The following is a 14,677-nucleotide window of genomic DNA, read 5'->3' as shown; positions in this document are numbered from 1 at the left end:
AAACCGCCAATGACCCGCCGTGGCGCCGCGCGCCCCCGCTTCACCCTGACCGACACCGAGCCGCTCGCCGCGCGCGCCTGCGACGCGCCGGGCTGCGGCGCGGCGGGCGAGTACCGGGCGCCGCGCGACCGCACCCGGCTGCGCGACTACTACTGGTTCTGCCTGCAGCACGTGCGGGAGTACAACGCCGCCTGGGACTACTTCCGCGGCATGAGCCCGGAGGAGATCGAGCGCCACCTGCGCGACGACGCCGGCTGGCAGCGCCCGACCTGGCCGCTCGGCCGGCTCGGCCGCAGCGCGCTCGACCCCGCGGAATACCTGCGCGATCCTCTCGGCGTGCTCGAGGGCGGGCCGAAGCCGCCGCCGCGGTCCCGACGCACCGACGAGGCGCCGCCCGAACTGCGGGCCGCGCTCGGCGTTCTCGGCCTCGGCTGGCCGGTCGGGCAGGAGGAGCTCCGGGCGCGGTACAAGGAGCTGGCCAAGCGCTACCATCCCGATTCGAATGGCGGCGACCGTTCGGCCGAGGACCGGCTGAAGGACATCAATCGCGCCTACAGCCTGCTGCGCGCCAAGCTGGCCCCGCGGCGCCCCGCCCCGCCGGCGGCGCGCGCGGCGGCCCACGGCGCCACGCCTCCGGCCCCGCAGGGCGCCACCGCCGGCTAGCAGGCCCCGCGGTGCCGCCCTAGATTTCGCGCAACAGCAGGACCCGACGGACGCACGATGAACAAGGTCACCGCCCTCGCCGATATCCGCCCGACCTCGGCGATCGACATGCCGGACCTGCGGGTGAAGGCGCGCGAGGTGTTCGGCCTCGACACGGACATGGAGGTGCCGGCCTTCTCGACCCGCACCGAGCACGTCCCGGACATTGACCCCGCCTACCGCTTCGACAGGGAGACGACCCTCGCCATCCTCGCCGGCTTCGCCTTCAACCGGCGCGTGATGATCCAGGGCTACCACGGCACCGGCAAGTCCACCCACATCGAGCAGGTGGCGGCGCGGCTCAACTGGCCCTGCATCCGGGTCAACCTCGACAGCCACATCAGCCGCATCGACCTGATCGGCAAGGACGCGATCGTGCTGAAGGAGGGCAAGCAGGTCACCGAGTTCCGCGAGGGCATCCTGCCCTGGGCGCTGCAGCACCCCTGCGCCCTGGTGTTCGACGAGTACGACGCCGGCCGCCCGGACGTGATGTTCGTCATCCAGCGCGTGCTGGAGGTCGAGGGCAAGCTGACGCTGCTCGACCAGAACCGCGTGATCCGGCCGCACCCGGCCTTCCGCCTGTTCGCCACCGCGAACACGGTGGGCCTCGGCGACACCACCGGCCTCTACCACGGCACGCAGCAGATCAACCAGGGCCAGATGGACCGCTGGAACATCGTCGCCACGCTCAACTACCTCCCCCACCAGCAGGAGGTGGAGATCGTGATGGCGAAGCTCGGCGTGGATCCCGCCGACGCGCGGCAGCGCAAGCGGATCGAGGCGATGGTGGCGCTCGCCGACCTGACGCGGGCGGGATTCATCGCCGGCGACATCAGCACGGTGATGTCCCCGCGCACCGTCATCACCTGGGCCGAGAACGCGCGCATCTTCGGCGACGTCGGCTTCGCCTTCCGCCTCACCTTCCTCAACAAGTGCGACGAGGCGGAGCGGCAGACCGTGGCCGAGTACTACCAGCGCTGCTTCAACGAGGAGCTGCCGACCGGGTCGCTGCTGCGCAGGGCCAGCTAGCCTCGCCATGAGCAGCACCGCCAAGGACCAGCTCTCGCGCCAGGAGGAGTTCAAGCGCGCCACCGCCGGCGTGCTGCGCGCGCTCGCGCACGCCGGCCCCGAGGTGCAGGTGGCGTTCCAGCCCGGCCCCGCCGGCGTGGCCGGCAAGCGCGTACGCCTGCCGCTGCCGACCCGCGCCCTGCCGCCGGGCGAGATCGCCAGGCTGCGCGGCGCCGCCGACGCCGCGGCGCTGCGCCTGCGCCACCACGACGAGGCGCTGCACGCCGCCCGCACCCCGCAGCGGCGCGAGGCGCGAGAGGTGTTCGACGCGCTCGAGCAGGTGCGCGTCGAGACGGTCGGCGCGCGCCACATGGCCGGCGTCGCAGCCAACCTCCGCGCCCGCCTCGCCGAGGAGTGCGAGGCCGAGGGCTACGACCGCATGACGCGCAAGGACCAGCTGCCGCTGCCCGCGGCGCTGGCGCTGCTCGCGCGCGAGCGGCTCTCCGGCGAGCCGGCGCCGGCGGCGGCGCATCGCGTGCTCGACCTCTGGCGCGACACGCTCGGCGCGGAGGCCGAGGCCGCACTCGACGAGATGGCGCGCCACCAGGACGACCAGGAGCGCTACGCGCGCGCCGCCCGCAAGCTGCTCGCCGCGCTCGACCTCGCCGAGGCCGAGGTCGAGGCCGAGGCGGAGGACCAGGAAGAAGGCGAGGAGGGCGGGGAGTCCTCGCCCCAGCAGGACCAGTCCGCCGAGGGCGAGAGCCGGGCGCAGGACAGCGAACAGATGCTCGGCGCCCAGCCCGAGGCGATGCAGGGCGAGGCGGCCGAGGACGAGGCGCAGGAAGGGGAGGAGGAGGGCGCCGCCGCCGACGGCGACGAGCGGCCCGGCGGCCCGCAGCAGCGCCGCGAGGCGCCGCAGGCGGACGATTCCACCCTCTATCGCGCCTACACGCGCCAGTTCGACGAGGAGATCGCCGCCGACGAGCTGTGCGATCCCGAGGAGCTGGCGCGGCTGCGCCAGCAGCTCGACCAGCAGCTCTCGCACCTGCAGGGAGTCGTCTCGAAGCTCGCCAACCGGCTGCAGCGCCGGCTGCTGGCGCAGCAGCAGCGCGCCTGGGAGTTCGACCTGGAGGAGGGGCTGCTCGACGTCTCGCGGCTCGCCCGCGTGGTGGCGAATCCGCTCCACTCGCTCTCCTACAAGCGCGAGCGCGAGGCCGAGTTCCGCGACACCGTGGTGACGCTGCTGATCGACAACTCCGGCTCGATGCGCGGCCGGCCGATCACGGTGGCGGCGATGTGCTCCGACATCCTCGCGCGCACGCTCGAGCGCTGCGGGGTGAAGGTCGAGATCCTCGGCTTCACCACCCGCGCCTGGAAGGGCGGGCAGAGCCGCGAGAAGTGGGTGCAGGACGGCAAGCCGCGCAACCCCGGGCGGCTGAACGACCTGCGCCACGTCATCTACAAGGCCGCCGACGCGCCCTGGCGGCGCGCGCGCAAGAATCTCGGCCTGATGCTGCGCGAGGGGCTGCTCAAGGAGAACATCGACGGCGAGGCGCTGGAATGGGCCTACAAGCGCCTGCTCCTCCGGCCCGAGCACCGGCGCATCCTGATGGTGATCTCCGACGGCGCGCCGGTGGACGATTCGACCCTCAGCGTCAACCCCGGCAACTATCTCGAACGCCACCTGCGCAAGGTGATCCACGACATCGAGAGCCGCGGCCTGGTCGAGCTGATCGCGATCGGCATCGGCCACGACGTCACGCGCTACTACCGCCGGGCCGTCACCATCGTGGACGCCGAGGAGCTGGGCGGGACGATGATGAAGAAGCTCGCCGAGCTGTTCGACGAGGACGCCGCCGAGGCCTGGCACCGCGCCGCGGCCGAGCGCGCGCCGCTGCTCGCCTGACGCCGCCGGCGCAGGCGCGCCGGCCGGTCGGCGGTCCGGGGCGGCGCGCCTTCTGCCTCGCCCTCGCCGCCGGCCTCGCCCGCCCCTCGCTTGGCGCGGCCGAGGCGGGCCCGGGGCGCGCCCCTGCCGCGCCCATCGCCCTGCCCCCGGCGGCATACAGCGCCGGCGCCCTGCGTCCGCTCGGCGCGCTCGCGCTCGACACCGCGGCGATCGGCTTCGGCGGGCTCTCGGGCCTGCATCTCGACGCGGCGCTGCAGCTGACCGCGGTCAGCGACCTCGGCCGCCACCTCACCGCGCGGCTGGTGCTGGGCGAGGATGGCGCGCCGCTCGGCCTCGACGGGCTGCGCACCGGCCGGCTGCGCGACGGCAGCGGCGCGCCCCTGCCGCGCGGCTACGCCGCCGACGCCGAAGCGCTGGCGCGCCTCGCGGACGGCACCTGGCTGGTCGCCTTCGAGCGCTGGCACCGCATCCGCGCCTATCCCCGCGGGCTCGATGGCCCCGGCGGCTACGTCGCGGCCCCGCCGGGGCTCGAGCGCGCGCCGCGCAATGCCGGGCTGGAGGCGCTGGCGGTCCTCGCCGACGGGCGCTGGCTCGCCGTGGCCGAGGGCCTGGCGCCGCCCGGGGCACCGGCGCTGCGGCGCGCCTGGATCGGCGCGCCGGGCCACTGGACCCCCCTCGCCTACCGCCCCGGCGCGTCGGAGCTGGACCCCGCCGACGCCGCGCCGCTGCCCGATGGCGGGGCGCTGGTGCTGGAGCGGAGCTTCTCCCTCCTCGACGGCTTCCGCGGCCGGCTCGTGCGCATCCCGGCCGCCGCGCTGGCCGCCCCGCATCCCGAGACGGTGCTCGAGGGCGAGGCGCTGCTGCGCCTGGAGCCGCCGCTGCCGACCGACAACTGGGAAGGCGTCGCGGCGGCGCGGATCGGCGGACGGACCCTCGTCGCGCTCGTCAGCGACGACAACGAGAGCCCGCTGCAGCGGACGCTGCTGCTGCTGTTCGCGCTGGACGGCGTATAGCCGTCGTCGCCCCTCCGGGCCGGGGTCTTGCCAGGCGGCCCGGTCCGCGCTGCTCTGCGCCGAGCGATCGCTCGCAACGGGGGAACCGCGCATGGCCGCCGCGCTCAAGCTGATCACCTTCGCCGACCGCAAGGGCGCGCGCGTCGGCGCCCTGGCCGGGGAGGACAAGGTCCTCGACCTCGCCGCCGCCTGGGCCGGCGGCGCGCACGCCGCCGCGGCGGAGGACATGCTGGCGCTGATCGAGGCCGGATCGCCGGCGCTCGCCGCGGCGCGCGCGCTGCTCGCCGAGGCGCCCGCCGCCTTCCTGCTCGATCGCGCCGCGGTCACGCTGCGGGCGCCGATCCCGCGCCCGCGCCGCAACGTGTTCTGCGTCGGCCGCAACTACATGGAGCACGTGGCGGAGGGCGACCGCACCCGCGGCATCACCCAGAGCGAGGTGCCGAAATACCCGCAGTTCTTCACCAAGGCCCCCGAATGCGTGATCGGCCCGGAGGAGACGGTGCCGGCGCACGCCGGGGTGACGCAGTGGCTCGACTACGAGGTCGAGCTGGCGGTCGTGATCGGCAAGGAGGGCCGCGACATCCCGCGCGAGCGCGCGCTCGACCACGTCTTCGGCTACACCATCGGCAACGACGTGACCGGGCGCGACCTGCAGCGGCGGCACGGGCAGTGGTTCAAGGGCAAGTCGCTCGACCGTTCCTGCCCGCTCGGCCCCTGCATCGTGCCGGCCGAGGATCTCGACGCCTCCGACCTCGCCATCCGGCTCTGGGTGAACGGCGAGAAGCGGCAGGACAGCCGAACCAGCAAGATGATCTTCGACGTGAAGGAGATCATCCACCAGCTCTCGGCGGGCTTCACGCTGCGGCCGGGGGACGTGATCCTCACCGGCACCCCGGAGGGGGTGGGCTACGCCATGCAGCCGCCGCGCACGCTCAGGCCGGGCGACGTGATGGAGCTCGAGATCGAGGGCATCGGCCGCCTGCGCAACGCGGTCGCCGCCGATTGAGGGGCGCGCCCCGCCTGGCCTTTCGGGGGGCGGGACGCCGGACACCGCGGCCCGGAGCGGCCGGTGCCGCGGCCCGGGATGCGCTCCGGCGTCCCGCTCCAGCGGCGCGTCTCAGGACCGCGGCGCCGACAGCGCGCGCAGCAGCGGGCGCACGCTGTCCGCCTCGTCGAGCCGCCAGACCTGCGCGATCAGGCGCGCGACGTCGCGTCCCCCGAAGCCGCCGAGGCGCGCGTTCTCCTCGAACTTCGCCTCGAGCTCGCGGTCCGACAGCGGCCGCTCGCGGCTGCCCCGGGCGTGCGTCACGACCGCCTGCAGCGCCGCGCCCCCGGTCGTCTCGACGGTGACGGCGGCGGCGCCGACGGGCAGGGAATCGTCAGCCTCAGCCCGCACCTTGGCGCGGAACGCCGCGATCGCCGGGTCGGCGACCGCCGCCGGCGAGAACTCGCGCACGCCGGCCGCGCCCAGGACGAGCGCGACGGCGACGCTGTGATGGATGCTGACGCGGGCGTCGCGCTCGTTCTCCACCGCCCGGTCGCCCCGGGCGAGCAGCAGCGGATGGCCCCGCACCCGCACTCCGGCGACGGCATCGGGCGCGAGCCCGTGCGCCGCGCGCAGCGCGAGGCAGGCGTCTATCACCGGATGCAGGACGATGCCGCAGGGGTAGGGCTTGTAGGTGTTCTTGCCGAACTCCCAGCGCTCGCCCAGGCCGTCGCCGAGGGCGGCGAGGCGCGGCTCATCGCCGGCCGCGCGCGCCCAGCCGAGCGGCCCCTCGATCGCGGCCGGCGCCGCCGCGTAGCCCTGCTGCGCGAGAAGGGCCGCGAACAGCCCGTTGCGCGCCGCGTTGCCGACGCCGACATTCTTCGCCGCGCTCGGCAGGCTCTCGACCACGCCCGCGGCTTGGCTCGCCGCGATGCCGAGCGCGCTCCAGCTCTGCGCCCCGCTCAGGCCGAGCAGCCGCGCGCACGCCGCCGCCGCGCCGAACACGCCGCAGGTCGCGGTGATGTGCCAGCCGCGCGCGTAGTGGCCGGGCGAGACGGCGTTGCCGAGCCGGCACGCGACCTCCGCGCCGAGCAGGAAGGCGTGCAGCGCCGCCGCGCCGGAGAGGCCGCGCGCCTCGGCGAGCGCCAGCACGGGCGGGGCGACGGGGGCGGTCGGGTGGATGACCGTGTCGAGGTGCGTGTCGTCGTAGTCCAGGAGGTTCGCCGCCATCGCGTTCACGAAGGAGGCCGCCATCGGATCGAGCCGCTCCGGCCGGCCGATCGCCGTCGCCGCGCCGGGTCCGGAGAGGGGCCGCAGGACCCGCACCGCCGCGTCCACCGCCGGGTCGCGCGCGACGGCGAGGGCGCAGCCGAAGACGTTGAGCAGCGCCCGCTTCGCCTCGTGCCGCAACGCGGCGGGCACCTCCTGCGGCGGGAACCGCGCGACGAAGTCGCCGAGCATCTGCCCGGCGAAGGCGGCCGGATCCTGCCTGGCCCTCTCCATGATCCCCTCCCGTGGCGCAGGAAAGCGGGACGAGGGTCGTCCGACGCGGCAACGCCCTCCTGCTGCCGGTGGCGCCACTTCGCGGGCCCGGTCGCGCGCGACTGCCTCCGGTCTGCACCGTCCGGCCCGCAGGCCGTGTCGCCCGGCTCGCAGCACCCAGCCCTGCGCACCGTCTCCGGAGCCGCCGCAACAATAACAGCCGCACGGCCTTCCCGAGACGATACAGCACACGCTACCAACGACGCGCCCGATCCCCGATGCCCAGCCGCGCGTCCCTAACAGAGGTTAAGGCTAGGATTCGCTCTGCCCGGTCCTCGCAACGCATGCGCTCTCAATATGGTTACCGTGAAGACGTTTTGATCGGGCGCGTGCTCACCTTGCACCATTCCGGATGCCATCATACCATTTTTTGCGCGCCCGCTGAACCGAAGGTCATCCAGGCCGGCGATACCACCGGGTCCCGCTGACCGGATTGCGCTCGGAGGAACGTGTTGCCGGGTTCTGCCGCCCCCCAGCCGCGCCGCTCGCCCGCCACGGAGGCCACCGCGCCCCTCGATGCGGCGACGGTCGAATGGCTTCCGCGGCGCCTGCTGGCAGACATGCTGATCGCCGCAGCCCGGCAGGACGCGGAGCTGCTCCGCGATCTGGAGGAGGCGCTGCGCAACCACCCGCCGCGGCGGGGGCGTCCGGTGGCCGACCCCGCCGCTGCGGCGGAGGCGGTCGGCGAGGATGAGTTCATGATCGGCGCCAGCCCGGTCATGCTCGAGGTGTTCGAGAAGCTGCGCCGCTTCGCCACCGTTGACGCGCCGGTCCTCCTCTGCGGCGAGAGCGGCACCGGCAAGGAGCTCGCGGCGCGCGCCATCCACGAGCGCTCGGCGCGGGCCAAGGGCCCGTTCGTCGCCATCAACTGCGCGGGGCTGCCGCCGAGCCTCGTCAGCGCCGAGCTCTTCGGCCACGAGAAGGGCGCCTTCACCGGCGCCGTGGAGCGCCGCATCGGCCACATCGAGATGGCACGCGGCGGCACGCTCTTCCTCGACGAGATCGGCGACCTGCCGCTCGAGATCCAGGGGCACCTGCTGCGCTTCCTGCAGGACCGCCGGATCGTCCGGGTCGGCGGGCGCGAGTCCATCCCCGTGGACGTGCGCGTCATCGCCGCCACCAACGTGCCGCTGCTCACGGCGATCCGCGAGCGCCGCTTCCGCGAGGACCTCTACTACCGCCTCGCGGTGCTGACCCTGGAATTGCCGCCGCTGCGCGCGCGCGGCGCCGACCTCGAACTGCTGAGCCAAGCGTTCCTGCAGCGGATCGCGGCCGAGACCCGGCGCCCGATCGAGGGCTTCGAGCCGGAGGCGCTGGAGGCGATGCGCGCCTACCCCTGGCCGGGGAATGTCCGCCAGCTCATCGCCGTGATCCGGCGGGCGGTGGTGATGGCGAGCGGGCCGCGCATCCGCCTCCAGGACCTGGCACTCGAGCCGGCCGACCTGGTCGCCAACGACGAGCCGCTCCCGCCCCGCAAGGGCGGGCGGAGGACAACGGGCGGGTCGGAGCAGGAGAAGGAGCTCCTCGCCTCGGCGCTGCGGCGAAGCAACCACTGCGTCGCTGCGGCGGCGCGGCTGCTCGGCGTCTCCCGGGTGACCTTCTATCGCATGCTGCGGCGCAACGGGATCGCACTCCCGCGCCAGACGAGGGAGGACGATTCATGACTGGCCTCGCCGAAGGGCGCGTGCCCGCCCGGACGCGGATGCCGGGGTGCGCCGCCGCCAGCCGCCCGGCTCCCGGCCCCCTCGCCGGGCCGGCCGCGCTGGGGATCGCCCTCGCCGCGCTCCTCGCCGCCGCGCCCGCCCGCGCGCAGGAGGCCGTCACCGTCGAGGATCTGCGCCGTCTGCGCGCGATGCTGGAGCAGCAGCAGCGCCGCCTGGAGGAGCAGGACGCGCGGCTCGCCCGGCAGCAGCGCCTGAGCGCGGCGCCGGCGCGCGCGCTCGAGGGCCTGCGCCGCGCGCTGCGGGCGCCGGGGCCGGCCCGCCCACCCGCCGCCCCGGCGCAGGCCGCCCCCGGCGCGCCCGCCCCGCCCCCTGTCGTTGCCGCGCCGGCGCCGGGCGCGCCCTCCGCCGCCGCGCCGCGCGACCCCCAGGCCCCCTCCACCGCGGCCGAGGCGGCCGCCGTTCGGCGCCGGGAGGAACAGCGCGTGCTCGCGACCGACCCGACCCTGGCCCGCGTCGGCGGCGTGCTGACCCCGCGCGGCGTGATCTCGGCCGAGAGCTCGGTCGAATACCTGTACACGCAGAACACCCAGGCGATCGTCAACGGCTTCTCGATCATCCCGGGCATCACCTTCGGCACGGTGGACATCCGCCGCGCCACCCAGCGCGCCGCCATCGCCGCGCTGACGCTGCGCTACGGCATCACCGACCGCCTGGAGATCAACGCGCGCATCCCCTGGGTCTGGCGCGGCGACACCATCCAGACCGCCCCCGCCGACATCAACGCCTCGCCCATCACCGTCAGCCCGACCGGCAGCGGGCTCGGCGACGTCGAGTTCGGCGCGAGCTACCAGGTCAACGACGGCCTCGACGACTGGCCGGTCTTCATCGCCAACCTGCGGGTCAAGAGCGACACCGGCCGCAGTCCCTTCGACGTGCCGATCTATCGCGTCACCGACCCGCAGGGCGGGTTCCTGCGCGGCCTCGAGCGCGAGCTCGCCACCGGCACCGGCTTCTGGTCGGTCGAGCCGGGCGTGACCGTCGCCTGGGCCTCCGACCCCGCGGTGTTCTTCGGCGGCCTGCGCTACATCTGGAACATCGGCCGCACCGTCTCCCTGCAGGATCCGGCCGGCGGCCCGCCCACCCGCACCCGTCTCGAACCGGGCGACGGCGTCGGCCTCAACTTCGGCGTCGGCTTCGCCCTGAACGAGCGCACCTCGCTCAGCCTGGGCTATGATCACATCTTCGTCATGTCCTCCCGCGCCGGCGGCCGCAACATCGCCGGGTCGGGGCTCGACATCGGTTCCTTCAACTTCGGCTTGTCCTACCGGGCGTCCGAGCGGCTGAGCGTCAGCCTCGGAGTCAGCGTCGGCGCGACCGAGAACGCCCCCGACGCCCGCATCATCCTGCGCGTCCCCTACCGCTTCAGCCTGTAGAGGCGGCGCACCGCCCGGCCCCCGCCGCGCCGGTCCCTGACCGCGCGGCGGAGCGGCCGCTCGCGCGCGTTCGCCCTGCCGTCCTGCCGTTCCGAACGAGGCGCCGGCAGCGCTCCGGCGCACGCCCGCGCGCATCTGCCGCGTCACGCCGACCGTCGGGCTGTCGCGCGCCGCGCCGCCCTGCGGTGTCCGCGTATCCGCATACGCTGTTAAGGGAACGTAAACCACGCCGCGTTGCGCGTTACACATCACGCGCGGCAAGCTCATTGTGGCGCGCATTACGAACGCCCTGGTTGCGCACACCGCGGCGAGGTGGCGCGCACGAAGAGGTGAAGGCGAGGAAATCCGAGGGTTTGCGGCGGATGCGCCGAAGCCGCGACGACGCTGGCATGGCCGTTGCTCCTGTTCCGGCGCGCGCCGGGTGCGTGAGGAGAGAGCAGTGTTTCCCTCGGCTCTCCCCTCGCCTGCCCGGCGGCAACGGCCGATGCGCGCGGCGGTCGGCCGCCGTCAACCGCAACACCAAAAGGGTCAGGCACATGCGTGCGCTTCTTCTCGCTTCGGTCGGTGTCGTCGCGCTGAGCGGCGCGGCGTTCGCGAACGGCAACGGTAACGGCAACGGTCATTCCACCTTCCCTGGACAGGGCCATGCCATCGAGGACTACTACGCGGCCGCGCTCGCGGTGAACCTCGGCACGACCGCCGGAAACCATTCCGGCACCCTCGGCCAGAACAACGCCGTCTCGATGAGCGCGAGCTTCGGCGGCCTGCGCGGCATCGCCAACGTCAACCAGAACGCCGGAGCCAACAGCCAGCAGCAGAACGCGGTCGCCGTCGCCTATGTCGAGGGCTGCGATTGCCACATCGCTGGCCAGGGCAACGGGAGCAGCAATGGCGACGCGAACGCGAACTCGGTCGCGGGCAATGCCGGCTCCGTAATCGGCAACCGCAGCACGAACTTTGGCGGCAGCGCCTCGGCGTCGCTCGACAACTCCTTCGGCAATGCGACCGGGCTGGTGCAGGTCAACCAGAACGCCGGCGCCAACAGCCTGCAGCAGAACGCTTCCGCAGTGACGATGGTGGAGAACATCCGCGGCCGGGAGCAGGACCGTGACGCCTGGGCGATCGCGGGGAACGCCGGGATCGTGACCGGCTCCGGCAACTGGAGCTTCGACGTCGGGCACCGCAGCGCGGCCAGCCTGAGCAACTCCTTCAACAACTTCACCGGCGCGGCCAACGTCAACCAGAACGTCGGCGCCAACAGCCTGCAGCAGAACTCGACCGCCCTCTCGGCGATCACGTACTGCGGCTGCGCGGCGGAGGACCTCTCGACCACCATCGCGGCGGCGGGCAACCTCGGCGCGGTGATCGGCAACCACGCGAGCGCCGGCCTCGGCAACGCCAGCGTGTCGATGTCGAACTCCTTCAACAACGCGACCGGCGTGGCGCAGGTGTCGCAGAATGCCGGCGCCAACAGCCTGATGCAGAACGCGGTGGCGATCGGGGCGATCTATCAGCGCTGATCGTCGGAGAGGCGCCGGCGGCCGCTCGGCCGCCGGCGCGCTTCGCCATGCCGGCTCCGTGTCCGACACCGCCAGGGAATGCAAGGTCAGCCACCATGAAGCACGTCCTGCTCGCGCTCGTCCTCGGCGCGTCCCTCGCCGCCGGGGGTGCCGGCGCTTCGGAGCCGCCGGGCAGCGGCGACGCCTTCGCCGGCCTCGCGCCCATGGACGCGGCCGATTTGGCACGAAGCTCGGGACGCGCCGGGCTTTCCCCGGAGGGCGGCAACATCGCGCTGCTACAGAACAACCAGGTCGGCGCGAACACCGCCACCGGCAACAACACCATTACCGGCTCGCTCAACGGGACCGCCGGCGTCACCACTGTGTTCCAGAACACCGGCAACAACTCCCTCTTCCAGGCCACGACCGCGATCAACATCACCGTGCGCTGAGGCGGACATGGGCGGGCAGCGGTTCCAGGCGCGCATCGCCGCCGGCGCCATCGCCGCGCTGGCGCTGCTCGCTGCGGGCTGCGCCGCGCAGGCGCCCGGCGGCGCCGGCGCGCCGGCCCCGGCGCGCGTGATGCTGAGCGAGACCGCGACCGGCGGCCCCAACCTGCTGCTGCCGGTGCGCGACATCCGCTCGCGCCGCTTCGCCACCACCATCCGCCAGCGCTTCGACTATTCCTGCGGCTCGGCCGCCCTCGCCACCCTTCTCACCTACCACTACGGGCTGCCGACGACGGAGGAGGAGGTGCTGCGCGACATGATCGCGCATGGCGACGCCGAGCGGATCCGCACCGCCGGATTCTCGCTCCTCGACATGCGCAACTACCTGGCGCGGCGCGGGCTGCGGGCGAACGGCTACCGCCTGCCGCTCGCGCGGCTCGCCGAGGCGCGCATCCCGGGCATCGCCCTGATCGACACCAACGGCTACCGCCATTTCGTGGTGGTGCGCGGGCTGTCCGAGGACCGCGTGCTGCTGGCCGACCCCAACCTGGGCACCCGCACCATGCCGCGCGTCCGCTTCGAGGAGGCTTGGAGCGGCGTGCTGTTCGTGATCCTCGACCATCCGGAGATCGCCCAGGCCAGCTTCAACCGGCCGGAGGACTGGGGCGTGCGGCCGCGGGCGCCGGGCACGCTGGTCCGCGAGGCTATGGACGGCGGCCTGCACGGGCTCGGCATGCCCTCGCCGATCCTCCTCAACAGCGGCGAACCGCCGCTGCGATGGCTCTTCTGATGCGACGCGGGGAGACAACGATGCGTGATCCGTTCCTTCGCGGCATCTCCGCGCTGGTGCTCGGGCTCTCCCTCGCCGGTCCGGCCCGGGCCGCATCCGACGGGGCGCGTCCGGCGGAGCCCGGACAGGACCTGGTCGCCGCCTATGCGCACGCGCTCGGCGTGCGCCTTGCGCCCGCCGGAGAGGTGCTGGCGCTCGGCGCCGTGCCGCTGCCGGACGAGGCGCTGGGCGAGATGCGCGCCGGCTTCCGCCTGCCCGGCGGGGTCGCGGTCGCCTTCGGCTTCGAGACCGAAACCCGCGTGGGTGGCGCGGTGGCGCAGCGCCTCGTCCTGCCCACCACCGTCCTCGTCCCGGGGGCGGCGCCCGCCGTCACCATCACCGACGCCCAGGGCGACACCCGGCAGGTGCCCCTCTCCGCCTCGGGCCCCATCGTCGTGGAAAGCCTCTTCAACGGCGGCGCGACCCGGGTCGGCACCGTGGTCGAGGGCGCAGGCATCGTCGGCATCGTGCAGAACCGCGCCAACGGCCAGGCGGTGAGCGTGGCCACCACCGTCACGCTCGACGTCGCCGGCATGCGGGCCCTGCTGAACAACACCGCGAGCCGGTTCGCGCTCGAGAACGCCCTCATGACCCGGACGAGGATCGGGCGATGAGGGCCGGGCGCCCTTCCCTTCTCCTCCGGCTCGGCGCCGCGCTGGCGCTGGTCGCTGCGCTGGGCGCGGGCGGCCGTGCCCTGCGCGCGGAGGAGAGCGGCCGGGCCCCGCCCGCCTTCCAGGTCTCCCTGCTGGCGGAGGCGCTCGCGCCGCCCCCCGCGGCAACCGGCAACGCCGCCCCGCACGCCTTCGAGGGGCTGGAACCCCTCGCGCCGGCGACGCTCGGGCGGATGCGCGGCGGACAGGACGCGCCGCGCCCGCTGGCGCCGCCCGGCGTCAACGCCAGCATCCGCTTCTGGGACGAGATCGGGCGTCCGCCGCAGCCGCTTCCGCCGCAGGATGGGGTGGTCAACGCGACCTCTCGCGTGCTGCGATGAACCAGGAGACTTCCGAGACCATGCGCACCTCCCTTCTGCTGCTGAGCGGCGCGCTGGCGCTGGCGGCTGCCGGCTGCGCCGGCGGCCCCGAGCCGGGCGCGGCTTCCCCCGCGCAGCCCGCCGCGAGCGCCGCGCAGGCCGGACCGGCGCGGCCGGTGCCCCAGGTGGTCGGGGGCCAGCGCCTTTCGGGCGAGGAGTTCCGCCGGCTCGTGTTCGGCAACACCCTCGACCGCCGCCTGCCGAACGGCAGCCGGCTGACGATGCACATCGCCGCCGACGGCTCGCAGCGGCTGCGGCTCGTCGGCGTCGGCGGCCAGACGGCGACCGACCGCGGGCGCGTCGTCGTCCAGGGCGACGAGGTCTGCTCGAGCTGGGAGAAGATCGAGGGAGGCCGACCGACCTGCTTCGCCTGGTTCCGGCTCGGCGAGTCCCTGGTGGCGATCGACGTCTCGGGCGCGATCAGCCCGACCCGCTTCGAGCTCCTGCGCGGGAATCCCGAGCGCATCTGAGACACGGCACCGCGGCGGGCGCCGCGTTCCTGCGCGCGAACCCGCGGCGCGGCAGCCGCCTTTCCCGGCACAGACGGCTGCGCGTGCGCCGCCCCGGCTTCCGCGCCGTCCCGGCCGGAGCGGAGGAACCGCCGGCACCTCCGCCGC

At 74.2% G+C, this 14,677-nt stretch carries 14 protein-coding genes; 13 read left to right on the top strand and 1 reads right to left on the bottom strand.

All coding sequences use genetic code 11. The features are described 5' to 3' along the window. Nucleotides 1–9 precede the first annotated feature (9 nt). From K1J50_RS02500 to K1J50_RS02480, 5 genes are all read left to right on the top strand, one after another. Nucleotides 10–663, top strand: a complete 654-nt coding sequence (locus K1J50_RS02500) for a J domain-containing protein (protein ID WP_220115851.1) — start codon at nucleotides 10–12, stop codon at nucleotides 661–663. 57 nt (nucleotides 664–720) lie between these two features. Continuing rightward, entirely contained in the window at nucleotides 721–1,731 is a 1,011-nt protein-coding gene (gene cobS / locus K1J50_RS02495) for a cobaltochelatase subunit CobS (RefSeq protein WP_220115850.1), read from the top strand. A gap of 7 nt (nucleotides 1,732–1,738) precedes the next feature. Then, entirely contained in the window at nucleotides 1,739–3,616 is a 1,878-nt protein-coding gene (gene cobT, locus K1J50_RS02490) for a cobaltochelatase subunit CobT (RefSeq protein ID WP_220115849.1), read from the top strand. Next, on the top strand, nucleotides 3,574–4,629 hold the full coding sequence (locus tag K1J50_RS02485; RefSeq protein ID WP_255574853.1) for an esterase-like activity of phytase family protein: 1,056 nt from the start codon (nucleotides 3,574–3,576) through the stop codon (nucleotides 4,627–4,629). Before cobT ends, K1J50_RS02485 begins: the two co-directional genes overlap by 43 nt. A gap of 91 nt (nucleotides 4,630–4,720) precedes the next feature. Beyond that, nucleotides 4,721–5,635 carry a fumarylacetoacetate hydrolase family protein gene (locus K1J50_RS02480; protein WP_255574839.1) on the top strand — a complete coding sequence of 305 codons (915 nt, stop codon included), beginning with the start codon at nucleotides 4,721–4,723 and terminating at the stop codon, nucleotides 5,633–5,635. A 111-nt stretch (nucleotides 5,636–5,746) separates the two neighbouring features. On the opposite strand, the gene K1J50_RS02475 is transcribed toward K1J50_RS02480, so the two are convergent. Further along, the gene (locus K1J50_RS02475; RefSeq protein WP_220115848.1) at nucleotides 5,747–7,117 is read right to left on the bottom strand and encodes an MmgE/PrpD family protein; all 1,371 of its coding nucleotides are present in this window, start codon (nucleotides 7,115–7,117) and stop codon (nucleotides 5,747–5,749) included. Between the two features lie 491 nt (nucleotides 7,118–7,608). On the opposite strand from K1J50_RS02475, the gene K1J50_RS02470 reads away from it, so the two are divergent. The 8 genes from K1J50_RS02470 (at nucleotide 7,609) to K1J50_RS02435 (ending at nucleotide 14,530) form a co-directional block, all read left to right on the top strand. Beyond that, nucleotides 7,609–8,820 (top strand): sigma-54 interaction domain-containing protein, encoded by a 1,212-nt coding sequence (locus K1J50_RS02470; RefSeq protein WP_255574838.1) that lies wholly within the window; start codon nucleotides 7,609–7,611, stop codon nucleotides 8,818–8,820. Further along, the gene (locus K1J50_RS02465; RefSeq protein ID WP_220115847.1) at nucleotides 8,817–10,253 is read left to right on the top strand and encodes a transporter; all 1,437 of its coding nucleotides are present in this window, start codon (nucleotides 8,817–8,819) and stop codon (nucleotides 10,251–10,253) included. The genes K1J50_RS02470 and K1J50_RS02465 overlap by 4 nt, the downstream gene beginning before the upstream one ends. Before the next feature lie 536 nt (nucleotides 10,254–10,789). Then, nucleotides 10,790–11,773 (top strand): hypothetical protein, encoded by a 984-nt coding sequence (locus K1J50_RS02460; RefSeq protein WP_220115846.1) that lies wholly within the window; start codon nucleotides 10,790–10,792, stop codon nucleotides 11,771–11,773. 95 nt (nucleotides 11,774–11,868) lie between these two features. Next, nucleotides 11,869–12,204: a hypothetical protein gene (locus K1J50_RS02455; protein WP_220115845.1), complete on the top strand. Its 336-nt coding sequence runs from the start codon at nucleotides 11,869–11,871 to the stop codon at nucleotides 12,202–12,204. 7 nt (nucleotides 12,205–12,211) lie between these two features. Continuing rightward, nucleotides 12,212–12,991 (top strand): C39 family peptidase, encoded by a 780-nt coding sequence (locus K1J50_RS02450; RefSeq protein WP_220115844.1) that lies wholly within the window; start codon nucleotides 12,212–12,214, stop codon nucleotides 12,989–12,991. A gap of 20 nt (nucleotides 12,992–13,011) precedes the next feature. Then, nucleotides 13,012–13,644 carry a hypothetical protein gene (locus tag K1J50_RS02445; RefSeq protein WP_220115843.1) on the top strand — a complete coding sequence of 211 codons (633 nt, stop codon included), beginning with the start codon at nucleotides 13,012–13,014 and terminating at the stop codon, nucleotides 13,642–13,644. Next, nucleotides 13,641–14,021 carry a hypothetical protein gene (locus K1J50_RS02440; protein ID WP_220115842.1) on the top strand — a complete coding sequence of 127 codons (381 nt, stop codon included), beginning with the start codon at nucleotides 13,641–13,643 and terminating at the stop codon, nucleotides 14,019–14,021. Before K1J50_RS02445 ends, K1J50_RS02440 begins: the two co-directional genes overlap by 4 nt. 20 nt (nucleotides 14,022–14,041) lie before the next feature. Next, nucleotides 14,042–14,530, top strand: coding sequence for a hypothetical protein (locus K1J50_RS02435; protein WP_220115841.1), 489 nt, complete (start codon nucleotides 14,042–14,044; stop codon nucleotides 14,528–14,530). The last annotated feature ends 147 nt before the right edge of the window (nucleotides 14,531–14,677 follow it).

The organism is Caldovatus aquaticus, assembly GCF_019458025.1.
In the GTDB taxonomy this organism is placed as follows: domain Bacteria; phylum Pseudomonadota; class Alphaproteobacteria; order Acetobacterales; family Acetobacteraceae; genus Caldovatus; species Caldovatus aquaticus.
Note: the sequence above shows the minus strand (reverse complement) of the source record. Positions and strands in the feature narration are given on the sequence as shown.